This is a genomic window from Mesorhizobium sp. B2-8-9 (assembly GCF_006439475.1).
Lineage (GTDB): Bacteria > Pseudomonadota > Alphaproteobacteria > Rhizobiales > Rhizobiaceae > Mesorhizobium.
Map to the genome: position 1 here is coordinate 89,659 of NZ_VFTQ01000020.1, position 11,488 is coordinate 101,146.

Genomic DNA, 11,488 nt, shown 5'->3' on the forward strand with positions numbered 1-11,488 from the left:
TCCATCAAGCGGGCTGCGGATCGATCTCCATGCCAGGCGCGGCCGGATCGGTGGTCTTGCCGGTCACCACCTCGACGATGCCGCGGGCTATCTCGCGCTCGCCCATGATCACGATGTCTGCGCCGAGCCCTTTGAGATGCTCGACCTCGGCATCGGAATGAGCGCGGGCAATGACGTTGATCGCCGGATTGGCCGTGCGGGCCCGAAGCACGATCTGGCCGGCTTCGAAGGCGTTGGGAATGGCGAGGATCAGCCGCTTGGCGCCTTCCGGGTTGGCGGCAGCGAAGACGTCCGCATTGGCAGCGTTGCCGGCGACGGTCTCGACGCCGTCGTCGCGCAGCTTGGCCAGCGTCTTGTCGGCGTCCTCGATCACCAGGAACGGCAGGGCGGCTTCCTTCAGCGCAGCGCCCACAAGGCTGCCGACGCGGCCGTAGCCGATGAGGATGGAATGGCCGGCGAGGGTCGTCTTCGGCGGCGAGCCGTCTTCCTTTTCTGGAGCCGCCGACACCGAAGCGACCTGGCCGGGCTCGGTCGCCGGGCCGATAGGCCGTTGCTCTTCGGCCGGCGCGGCCTTGCCGGCGCGCTTTTCCAGCCACGGCTTCATCCAGTCGACAACGAGGAACATCAGCGGGTTGAGCAGGATCGAGAGGATGGCGCCAGCGAGGATCAGGTCGCGGCCCTGCTCGGGCAACAGTTTCAGGCCGACGCCAAGCTCGGCCAGGATGAAGGAGAATTCGCCGATCTGGGCAAGGCTCGCCGAAATCATCAGCGCGGTCGCGATCGGATAGCGGAAGGCGATCACGATTACGAAAGCGGCGATCGACTTGCCGATAATGATGACGGCCAAGGTGGCGAGGATCGGCAGGCCGTTGCTGATCAGGCTGAACGGGTCGAACAGCATGCCGACCGAGACGAAGAACAGCACCGAGAAAGCGTCGCGCAGCGGCAGCGATTCTTCCGCCGCGCGGTGGCTGAGCTCGGATTCGCTCATGATCATGCCGGCGAAGAAGGCGCCGAGCGCCAGCGAGACGCCGAACAGCTTCGCCGCGCCGAAGGCGACGCCGAGCGCGATGGCCAGCACCGCGAGCCGGAACAATTCCCGGGAGCCGGTGTGAGCGACGTAATGCAGGATCCACGGAATGACCCTGCGGCCGACCACCAGCATGACGACGACGAAGGCGGCGACCTTGGCGAGCGTGACGCCGACCACGCCCCAAATGCCGTAGCTGGCGGGCAGCGAAAGCAGGCTCGCATGGTCGTCGACCTGCGGCTGGCCCCCGAGCACGCCGGCGAGCGCCGGCAAGAGCACCAGCGCCAGCACCATGGCGAGATCCTCGACGATCAGCCAGCCGACGGCGATGCGGCCGCGCTCGGTCTCGATCAGCCGCCGCTCCTGCATGGCGCGCAAAAGCACCACGGTCGAGGCGACCGAAAGCGCCAGGCCAAAGACCAGGCCGGCGCCAAGCGACCAGCCGAGCAGCCAGGCAAGTCCGACGCCGAGCAGGGTCGCAAAGCCGATCTGCACGATGGCGCCCGGCACCGCGATGGCGCGGACGGACAGAAGGTCCTTCAGCGAAAAATGCAGGCCGACGCCGAACATCAAAAGGATGACGCCGATTTCCGCGAGCTCGTTGGCGAGGCTGGCGTCGGCGACGAAGCCGGGCGTGTTCGGACCGACAAGGACGCCAGCGACAAGATAGCCGACGAGCGGCGGGATGCGGAAACGGTTGGTTAACGCCCCGAAGACGAATGCAAGCCCCAGACCGGCGACGATGGTGGCGATAAGGGGCGTGTCATGCGGCATTGTCTTTTGCGCGCCTTTCGAAAAGTTGCGATGTCGGATGGGCGCCCGCCGAGGCCGTCGCCTTCGGCAATATGATGGAGGCAGCGGCGATGATGCAACCGCCGCCGCGCAGAATTCGACGCTGAAGCAGGCGCTTCGCGCGGAATCTGCGACGCGCGGCCAGAGACGGCTTCCGGGCTCTGTTTTGCCCTCAGCCGCTTTCCTTTCGCCGATTCATGCCGCCTGGAGCAGGTTCTCGATGTCGGGAATCGTATGGTTCGTGAGTGTCTTCGGGATTTCCGCCTGCACCTTCTCGCAAACCTCCTTGTGCAGTTTCTGGCGCATCTCGCCAAGCACCTGCGGCGGCGCGATCAGCACGACCGCGTCGAACGCGCCGCGGTGCGCCAGCTTGTAGAGCCGGTCGGCAATCTCGACGGCGAAGCGCTCCTTGCCGAGACGGTGCCAGTCGGTTTCCTCGACGGCGCTGCGCGGACCCTCGTTGCTCTGGCGGCCCGGCTTGTCGCTGCCTTGCTCGCGCGTGGCGGGGTTCTCCTGCTCCATCTCCTGCACCACTTCGAGGTTCGGGAACTTGGCGTCGCCCTGGTTGCGCAGGAAAAGCGCCTTTTCGCCATCAGCCACGATGACCCACAGTCCGTGTTTCAGCTTGATGCTCATGGCGTTCCTCCTTGCTTGCTGCTTGCCGATAGATGGAGCTTGGGATCCGCAAATGGATTGCTAGGCAAACGAGCCGCGAGGCATGATTGTTCCGATCCGGCGATGGCGTCGCGATCGCTTCCGGCAGACTCGGTCGAGCGCCTATCCCGCAGGGTCAGCTTTAATCTACTAACTTAGTAGAATTTAGAATAAACTGTTTTGCGGCTTTCTCGGTCAGGCGCTAAAAATTACGACGGATCAAGGCTGTTTCTTATGCCGCTCCGGCCGTCTCACCGTCAAAGTAGAATTTTTTTCTCTGGGCCTTCGCAGTTGCGAAAAAGCGATTGCCTGCCGTTCGGCGACGCGCGAGTGCTTGCCTTCTGATTTTGGGCGTGGCCGCGTAAAACTGCCAAACTATTCCAATATTGCTCATTGCCATGTCGTCAGCCAACGCCAAGCTCAATGCCTTTCCCGTCTTCATGCGGGTCGACGGCGAAGCCGTAGCCATCATCGGCAATGGCGAGGAGGCGCTCGCCAAGGCGCGGCTGCTTTCGCAATCGAGCGCGGTGTTGCGCATCGTTGCCGACGATGCCAGCGACGGCCTGCTGGATTTCATCGCGTCGGCCGGCGCTGTTCACATCAACGCAGCCTATCAGGCCGCGCATCTCCAAGGTGCCGCGCTGGTGTTCGCCGCCAGCGGCGACGAGGCACTCGATCGCCGCGTCGTCGAGGACGCGCGGCGGCTGGGCATTGCGGTCAATGCCGTGGACCGTCCGGAGCTGTGCGATTTCTTCACGCCCGCATTGGTCAATCGGGCGCCGGTGGCGATCGCCATCGGCACAGAGGGCGTCGGACCGGTTCTGGCGCAGATGCTGCGCGGGCGCATCGACCGCATGCTGTCGCCGTCGCTCGGCCGGCTGGCTTCACTTGCCGCGTCTTTTCGCGCCGCCGCCGAGACGCTGCCGAAAGGCAATCGGCGCCGCCGCTTCTGGAGCGATTTCTTCGCCGGTACGCCGGCCAAGGCCATCGAAGCCGGCGACCTCGCCGAGGCGCATGGCGCGGCGCTCGAGCTTTTGGCTCACGATGCTCCGGTCGAGGGACATATCGCGCTGGTCGGCGCCGGTCCGGGTGCCGAGGACCTTTTGACCTTGCGCGCGCATCGCCTGCTGTTGGAGGCCGATGCCATCGTCTACGACGCGCTGGTGCCGGAAGCGATCGTCGCCATGGGGCGCCGCGACGCCGAGCGCCTGCCGGTGGGAAAACGCAAGGGCTGCCATTCCAAGAGCCAGGAAGAGATCAACGCGCTGCTCATCGAGCTGGGCCGCGCCGGTAAGCGCGTGGTGCGGCTGAAGTCCGGCGATCCGCTGGTGTTCGGCCGTGCCGGCGAAGAGATGGCGGCGCTGCGCGAGGCCGGGGTCGCCTATGAGGTGGTTCCGGGCGTCACCGCCTCCTTCGCCGCCGCCGCTGATTTCGAACTGCCGCTGACGCTGCGCGGCGTTTCGTCCTCAATGGTGTTCACCACAGGCCACGACCTCAAGGGCAACTCGCTGCCCGACTGGGCAAAGCTTGCCATCTCCGGCGCGACGGTCGCCGTCTATATGGGCCGTTCAGTCGCGGCGGAAGTCGCGGGCCGACTGATCGAAGCGGGGCTGTCGCCGGACACCGCGGTCGCCGTCGTCGAGAACGCCAGCCTCGCCGGCCGCCGCCGTTTCCACGGCACGCTTGCCGATCTGCCGTCGCTGGAGGCGCGCGCCGATCTCACCGGACCGGTGATGACGATCATCGGCGACGCCGTCGCCGGCGCCAATTTCGGACAATCCGAGCCGCTCGCGGCACATAGGCATGAGGGCGCGGCTTCAACCGTCGCCGAAGGAGTTGAGCAATGAAGGTTCTCACCGCGAACAGGCTCTCCGACGGCATCGCCGTCTGGTACGCCGCCGGCGGCTGGGCGGAGACGGTCGGCCATGCCGATATCGCGCACGACAAGACGGCGGAGGACCGGCTGGAAGCGATCGGCGCCGCGGCCGCCGCCAACAATGAGGTGGTCGACGTCAACATCATCGATGTTGCGATCGTCGACGGATTGGTCGAGCCGGTGCGGCTGCGCGAAAAGATCCGCGCCGCGGGCCCGACCATCCGCACCGATCTCGGCAAGCAGGCGAGCCCGGAAGCGGCACGGGCGGCTTAAACCCAGGAAAAGCAGCGGGCGGACGCGCCCTGAAAGACGAAGCATGTACCGTTACGACGAGTTCGACCAGGATTTCGTACAGGCCCGTGTCGCCGAGTTCAGCGACCAGGTGCAGCGCCGGCTTGCCGGCGAGATCACCGAGGACCAGTTCCGGCCGCTCAGGCTGATGAATGGCGTCTATCTGCAGCTGCACGCCTATATGCTGCGCATCGCCGTGCCCTACGGCACGTTGAACAGCAAGCAATTGCGCATGCTCGGCCACATCGCGCGCAAATACGACAAGGGCTACGGCCATTTCACCACGCGCCAGAACATCCAGTTCAACTGGCCAGCGCTGTCGGACATCCCGGCGATCCTCGCCGATCTGGCGAGCGTCGAGATGCACGCCATCCAGACCAGCGGCAACTGCATCCGGAACGTCACCGCCGACCATTTCGCGGGAGCCGCCGCCGATGAGGTCGCCGATCCGCGCCCCTATGCGGAAATCCTGCGCCAATGGTCGTCGGTGCATCCCGAGTTCTCGTACCTGCCGCGCAAGTTCAAGATCGCGGTGACCGGCGCCGAGCGCGACCGCGCCGCCATCCAGACGCATGACATCGGTCTGCATCTGAAAAAGAACGCCGCCGGCGAGCTGGGCTTTGCCGTCTACGTAGGCGGCGGCCAGGGCCGCACGCCGATGGTGGCGAGAAAGATCCGCGACTTCCTGCCGGAGGCGGAGTTGCTGTCCTACTGCACGGCCATCCTGCGCGTGTACAACCTCTACGGCCGTCGCGACAACAAGTTCAAGGCGCGCATCAAGATCCTGGTGCACGAGACCGGCGTGGAGGAGATCACCCGCCAGGTCGAGGCCGAGTGGCAGGAGCTGAGGGACGCCGAGCTCAAGCTGCCGGAAGCCGATATCCAGGCGATCAACGCCTATTTCGCGCCGCCGGCGCTGGTTTCCCGTCCGGAAGGCGATGATGCGGTGAAACAGGCCAGGCTCGATTCCAAGAGCTTTTCGGAATGGCTCGACCAGAATGTCGTGACGCATCGCCATCCCGACTATGCGGCGGTGACGATCTCGCTCAAGGGCATCGGCGAGGTGCCCGGCGACGCAACGGACAGCCAGATGGAAGCGGTTGCCGACATCGCCGAGAAATACGCCTTCGACGAATTGCGCGTCAGCCACGAACAGAACCTGATCCTGCCGCATGTGGCGCGCGCCGACCTCAAGGCGGTCTACGACGCGCTGGTCGAGATCGGCCTGGCGACAGCCAATTCCAATCTGATCAGCGACATAATCTCCTGCCCGGGCCTCGATTATTGCGCGCTGGCCACGGCGCGCTCGATCCCGGTAGCGCAGGAAATCTCGCGCCGCTTCGCCTCGCTGGAGCGGCAGCGCGAAATCGGCGAGTTGAAGCTGAAGATCTCCGGCTGCATCAATGCCTGCGGCCACCACCATGTCGGTCATATCGGCATTCTGGGCGTGGAGAAGAAAGGCACCGAGCTCTATCAGGTGACGCTCGGCGGCTCGGCCGACGAAAACACATCCGTCGGCGAGATCATCGGCCGCGGCTTCTCCTCCGATGAGATCACCGATGCCATCGAGCAGATCGTCGATACCTATCTCGGCCTTCGGCTCAGTCCTGACGAACGTTTCATCGACGCCTACCGCCGTGTCGGTCCCGCGCCGTTCAAGGAGGCGCTCTATGCTGGCGAAACCAAGGCCGCTTGACCGGACAGGCGAAGTCGAGACCGGCGTTGCCGCCGAGGCAGCGGGGCTCGACGCGCTGTTAGGCCATCTGAAGCCGATCGAGATCATCGAACGGTCGGCGCACGAATTCCGCGGCGCGGTCGCCGCGGTGTCTTCCTTCGGCGCGGACTCCGCCGTGCTGCTGCACATGATTTCGGAGATCGACCGCGCGCTGCCGGTCATCTTCCTCGACACCGGCAAGCATTTCGAGGAGACGCTCGGCTATCGCGACGCGCTGGTCGCCGATTTCGGCCTCACCGACATCAGGGTGATCAAGCCGGAAGAGACCGCGCTCCAACGCGTCGATCCGACCGGCAGGCTGCACGAGACCGACACCGATTCCTGCTGCAATGTGCGCAAGGTCGAGCCGCTGGCGCGCGGCGTCGAACCGTTCCGCGCCTGGTTCACGGGGCGCAAGCGCTTCCAGGCTTCGACGCGCACGGCTTTGCCCGTCTTCGAGGCCGTCGGCTCGCGCATCCGCATCAATCCGCTGGCGCATTGGACGACATCGGACCAGGCCGACTATATGCGGGCGCATGCGCTGCGCGAAAATCCGCTGGTCGCCTATGGCTATCTCTCGATCGGCTGCTTCCCCTGCACGCAGCCGGTGCAGCCGGGCGACGATGCGCGCAGCGGCCGCTGGGCGGGGCACGCCAAGACCGAGTGCGGTATTCACCTCTCCGGTTTGGAGAAGTCGCTGACCGACGCCTCGCTTTAGGGTATATCGCTATTCACGTGATGCCGGTCCGCAAGCGGCTTCCGGTTGCTGGCGGCCTGCCGGCTCGCCTCGAGATTTTGTGACTTTGGGATTTTTGATGACAGGATCGACGACAGCGGGGACCCGCCTCTGGACCCGTGACGGTTTTCGCGAGGATGAGTGGACCCACGCCGAAAGCGCCGAGGCGCTTGCCGGCAACGGCCGTTTCATCCTGCCTCTGCAGGCTTTTCTCGGGCTGGATGAAGACGTTCGCAAATCGGCCAAGGAGCGTCTCGGCGTCCTGCTGCAGCCCGGCGACGAGCTGGACAAGATAACTGGCCTGCTCGACCAGCTGTCGTTGGTGGCGCTGGCCTTCCCGGCCTTCAATGACGGCCGCTCTTTTTCCAAGGGCGAATTGCTGCGCGCCCGGCATCAATTCAAGGGCGCGGTGCGCGCGACCGGGCAGGTGCTGGTCGACCAGCTGCCGCATATGCTGCGGCTCGGCTTCGACGAGTTTGAGGTCTCCAATCCGGTGCTCTTGAAGCGGCTGGAGGAAGGCCGCACCGGCGGCTTGCCGCTTTACTATCAGCCGGCGGTCGAACCGGAGGCCAAGGGTCCAAAATATTCCTGGCGGCGCAAGCGTCCCAGCTGACGCGGCATTTCATAGGGCAAATGAAATCGCTGTGGTCCGACCAGCGTCACGCATTTTGTTGGTCAGCCCAGCTCAAGATAGGTTTGGAAAGCGCGCTGCGCTGGTCTGGTCAGACCACATTGGCGATTCGGGCTTCCGCTTCGGCCGACCTGCCCTTAGGATAGGCCGTTACTTCGTACCACGAAATAATGGCCAGCTAAGGGAGGAAGCAGCATGGCAGGCAAGAAGATATTGATGCTCGTTGGCGAGTTCAGCGAGGAATACGAGATTTTCGTCTTCGAGCAGGCCATGCACGCGGTCGGCCACACCGTCCATGTCGTGTGCCCGGACAAGAAGGCCGGCGACGTGCTCAAGACCTCGTTGCACGACTTCGAGGGCCACCAGACCTATACCGAAAAACCTGGTCACGATTACATCCTCAACAAGACCTTCGCCGAAGTGAACCCAGCCGACTACGATGCTGTCTATGCGGCGGGCGGCCGCGGGCCGGAATATATCCGCATCGACAAGCGCGTGCAGGCGCTGGTTAGGCATTTCCATGAAACCGGCAAGCCGATCTTCACCATCTGTCACGGCGCGCAGATCCTGATCGCGGTCGACGGCGTGGTGCGCGGCAAGGAAGTGGCGGCGCTGCATTATTGCGAGCCGGAAGTGACGCTTGCCGGCGGCATCTATATCGATGTCGCGCCGACCGGCGCCCATGTCGACGGCAATCTGGTTTCAGCCAAGGGCTGGCCGGGCCTAGCCGCCTTCATGCGGGAATGCCTGAAGGTGCTCGGCACCGAGATCCGTCACGGCGAAGTGCTGATGCGCGACGACAGGAAGGCGGCCTGAAACTTGTCAGTTGCGGCGCGCGGCTACTGACGCCGCGGGTCGTCCGCGTTCTCCGCCTCGGCGCCGTCGAGGCGGTCAAGCAGGTCGGTCAACTGCCGGGGCATCTCCCTTTCCAGGCGAAATACCGGCAAGGTGCGCAGAAAGCGCTTCGTCGCTTCGCTGCCCGCCTGCCGCCTGATATCGTTGGCCAATTCGGCGCGCCTGTTGCCGTTGTTGCCGTTCATCGTCCCAAAATCCTGTGTCGGCTTCGAAACTCCCGCGGGCGGTTCATGGTTCCCGTGCCAGTGCTCGAGAGCAAGCAAAGCTGCGTGATACGGTAAAGTTTGAATTAATTTGGAACGGCAGCCTGCCACCAGCCGCCTGCGCTTGCCCCTTGATTTTTGCCCTCCAAACCTCGATATCGGGCGCAAATCCAGAGCAATTCGAAATGACGGGAAACGCGATGAGCGACCAGGCAAAAGACGAACGCACGCCCGAAGAGATCGAAGCCGCCGAGGCTTCCGGCGAGCGTGCGGAGGGCGGCGTCGACGGCGACTACGAAGCGTTGGTGCGGCTGCTGAAGGAAAACGAGGAACTGAAGGACCGTGCGCTGCGCGCGGCGGCCGAAATGGAGAATTTGCGGCGGCGCACCGCGCGCGACGTCCAGGACGCCCGCGCCTATGCCGTCGCCAATTTCGCGCGCGACATGCTGTCGGTGTCCGACAATCTGCGCCGCGCGCTGGACGCGATTCCCGCCGAGGCGAAGGCCAGCGGCGACGCCGGCTTCAAATCGCTGATCGAAGGGGTCGACCTTACCGAGCGCGCCATGCTTTCGGCGCTGGAGCGCCACGGGGTGAAGAGACTCGCGCCCGAAGGCGAGAAGTTCGATCCGAACTTCCACCAGGCGATGTTCGAGGTCCCCAATCCGGATGTTCCCGCAGGCACTGTCGTCCAGGTTGTGCAGCCAGGCTATTCGATCGGCGAGCGCGTGCTGCGGCCAGCGATGGTCGGCGTCGCCAAGGGCGGCCCGAAGGCGGCCGCCGAGGCCAAGGTCGAGCCGGGCCCGGTGAACGAGCAGGCCGAGAAGGATGCGTGAGAGAGAGTAGCGAATAGGAAGTAGTGAGTAGGGGCTGATATTTATCCCCGGCTTCGTGCTATTTCCCTACTCTATTCGCTACTCACTACTCGCTCGCCCATGAACCCCATCGCGTCGCTCGACTATGCCGGCGTGGCCGTCTTCGCGGCGACGGGCGCGCTTGCCGCATCGCGCAAAGAACTCGACATCATCGGCTTTCTGTTCCTGGCCAGCGTCACCGGCATCGGCGGCGGGACGCTGCGCGACGTCATCCTCAACCTGCCGGTGTTCTGGGTCGCCAACAGCGGTTATGTACTGATCTGCGCCGTCGTCGCGGTGCTGGTCTTCTTCAGCGCCCACCGGTTCGAATCCCGCTACAAGCTGCTGCTGTGGCTCGATGCCGTCGGCCTTGCCGCTTTTTCGGTGATGGGCGCGGCCAAGGGGCTGGCGATCACCGGCTCGCCCGTCGTGTCGGTCATCACCGGCGTCTTGACGGCGACCTTCGGCGGTATTCTGCGCGACCTGCTTGCCGGCGAGCCATCGGTGCTGCTCAGGCCCGAGATCTATGTCACGGCCGCGCTTGCCGGCGCCGCCATCTTCACCCTTGGCGATCTTGCCGGCCTGCCGGCGCTGGCGTCCAGCCTGCTCGGCTTCGCGGGCGCATTCGCGGTGCGCGGCGGAGCGCTTAAATTCGGCTGGTCGTTTCCGGCCTATAAAAGCCGGCCGGGGCGAAGGCCGGAGGATATTCCGTGAGGGAGTAGGGGTTAGTGAGTAGTCAGTAGTCAGTAGAAGTAGTGACAAGGGCGCGAGCGGTGGTGTCCATCACTACTCACTACTCACTACTCACTACTCACTACTCACTACTCACTAGAATCACGCCGCGAAACGCTGCCCTTCGCCGCCATAGTAGTTGACGTAGCGGGCGCCGATCTCCTTGACCGGCATGACGACGAAGACGTCGACGGTCGAGAATTCGTGGTCGATGACGCAGCCGTCGCCGATGCGGGCACCGACGCGCAGATAGCCCTTGACCAGCGGCGGCATGGCGGCGATCGCCGCCTTGGCGTTCACCGCCTCGATCGGCATCAGGTCCATCGAACAGTAGCGTCCCGGAACCGCGCGAACATCCCAGGCGGAGTTGGTGCGGCAATGATGGGCGAGATAGGTCAGCGCCTCGGCATGCGCCGCCGGCACGATGCCATGGAACGAGGCGCAGCCGGTCATCACGCCGATGTCGTAGTGGTTGATATAGGCCCAGATGCCTTGCCAGAGCGCCTCGATGGTGCGTTTGGAGCGGTATTCCGGCAGAACGCAGGAACGGCCGAGTTCGAGGAAGCGCTGGCCGGGATGCCGCGCAATCAGCTTGGTAAGCTCGAACTCGCCCTCGGAATAGAAGCCGCCGGCCGTCGCGGCGATTTCCTGCCGCAGCAGGCGGTAGGTGCCGACGATGCGGCGGTGCTCAGGGCCGGGAAGGGAATTGTCCAACACCAGAAGGTGATCGCAGAGCGGGTCGAACCGGTCGGCGTCGCGCCGGTCCTGCGCCTGGAACAGGTCCTTCCTCGCGCCAAGCTCGTCGTAGAATACCCGGTAGCGCACTTCCTGGGCGGCGGCGATCTCGGCCTCGTTGCGCGCGAGCCGCACTTCGAGATTGCCGATGCGGCCCAGCGGAGCGCCGCTTGCGACGGCGTCGGCGGTACGAGCGGCGAGCAGGGCGCCGCCGGCATTCGGCCGAGTGTCACATTCAGGCACGACTGTATGCACGAGTGATTCTCCTTCGAGCCATCCCTCTTGGCACGGGGATACGGTGTAGGTGCAACAGGATTGTGACAGTACCGTGATACGACGTGGCGGGCAATACTTTGTCGGCTGGGCAATACACTCAACCGGCTATCTT

General features: G+C 64.5%; 12 protein-coding genes. 8 read left to right on the forward strand and 4 right to left on the reverse strand.

All coding sequences use genetic code 11. The features are described from left to right. Positions 1-4: 4 nt before the first annotated feature. Positions 5-1,804: a YbaL family putative K(+) efflux transporter gene (ybaL, locus tag FJ423_RS22370; RefSeq protein ID WP_140845231.1), complete on the reverse strand. Its 1,800-nt coding sequence runs from the start codon at positions 1,802-1,804 to the stop codon at positions 5-7. A 213-nt stretch (positions 1,805-2,017) separates the two neighbouring features. Continuing rightward, complete coding sequence (locus FJ423_RS22375; RefSeq protein ID WP_095769243.1) at positions 2,018-2,458, reverse strand: host attachment family protein; 441 nt, start codon at positions 2,456-2,458, stop codon at positions 2,018-2,020. Between the two features lie 416 nt (positions 2,459-2,874). Here FJ423_RS22375 and cysG point away from each other — a divergent pair, with 416 nt between their 5' ends. The 6 genes from cysG to FJ423_RS22405 all read left to right on the forward strand — a co-directional run bounded on the left by cysG (position 2,875) and on the right by FJ423_RS22405 (position 8,540). Continuing rightward, the gene (gene cysG, locus FJ423_RS22380; RefSeq protein ID WP_140845233.1) at positions 2,875-4,323 is read left to right on the forward strand and encodes a siroheme synthase CysG; all 1,449 of its coding nucleotides are present in this window, start codon (positions 2,875-2,877) and stop codon (positions 4,321-4,323) included. Further along, the gene (locus FJ423_RS22385; RefSeq protein WP_140845235.1) at positions 4,320-4,625 is read left to right on the forward strand and encodes a DUF2849 domain-containing protein; all 306 of its coding nucleotides are present in this window, start codon (positions 4,320-4,322) and stop codon (positions 4,623-4,625) included. The genes cysG and FJ423_RS22385 overlap by 4 nt, the downstream gene beginning before the upstream one ends. Positions 4,626-4,668: 43 nt before the next feature. Next, positions 4,669-6,339, forward strand: a complete 1,671-nt coding sequence (locus FJ423_RS22390; RefSeq protein ID WP_140845237.1) for a nitrite/sulfite reductase — start codon at positions 4,669-4,671, stop codon at positions 6,337-6,339. Then, positions 6,314-7,075 carry a phosphoadenylyl-sulfate reductase gene (locus FJ423_RS22395; RefSeq protein WP_140845239.1) on the forward strand — a complete coding sequence of 254 codons (762 nt, stop codon included), beginning with the start codon at positions 6,314-6,316 and terminating at the stop codon, positions 7,073-7,075. Before FJ423_RS22390 ends, FJ423_RS22395 begins: the two co-directional genes overlap by 26 nt. 97 nt (positions 7,076-7,172) lie before the next feature. Beyond that, positions 7,173-7,706, forward strand: coding sequence for a DUF934 domain-containing protein (locus FJ423_RS22400; RefSeq protein ID WP_095769248.1), 534 nt, complete (start codon positions 7,173-7,175; stop codon positions 7,704-7,706). Between the two features lie 213 nt (positions 7,707-7,919). After that, entirely contained in the window at positions 7,920-8,540 is a 621-nt protein-coding gene (locus tag FJ423_RS22405; protein ID WP_095769249.1) for a DJ-1/PfpI family protein, read from the forward strand. Between the two features lie 23 nt (positions 8,541-8,563). Here FJ423_RS22405 and FJ423_RS22410 read toward each other — a convergent pair whose 3' ends face one another. Then, positions 8,564-8,764 (reverse strand): hypothetical protein, encoded by a 201-nt coding sequence (locus FJ423_RS22410; RefSeq protein ID WP_140845241.1) that lies wholly within the window; start codon positions 8,762-8,764, stop codon positions 8,564-8,566. A 218-nt stretch (positions 8,765-8,982) separates the two neighbouring features. Between FJ423_RS22410 and grpE the strand changes: the two genes are divergently transcribed. Then, on the forward strand, positions 8,983-9,615 hold the full coding sequence (gene grpE, locus FJ423_RS22415; RefSeq protein WP_095769251.1) for a nucleotide exchange factor GrpE: 633 nt from the start codon (positions 8,983-8,985) through the stop codon (positions 9,613-9,615). Between the two features lie 99 nt (positions 9,616-9,714). Continuing rightward, positions 9,715-10,347, forward strand: a complete 633-nt coding sequence (locus tag FJ423_RS22420; protein ID WP_095769252.1) for a trimeric intracellular cation channel family protein — start codon at positions 9,715-9,717, stop codon at positions 10,345-10,347. A 120-nt stretch (positions 10,348-10,467) separates the two neighbouring features. Here the strand turns inward: FJ423_RS22420 and FJ423_RS22425 are convergent, their stop codons facing one another. Continuing rightward, positions 10,468-11,355, reverse strand: a complete 888-nt coding sequence (locus FJ423_RS22425; protein WP_095769253.1) for a GNAT family N-acetyltransferase — start codon at positions 11,353-11,355, stop codon at positions 10,468-10,470. Positions 11,356-11,488: the final 133 nt, after the last annotated feature.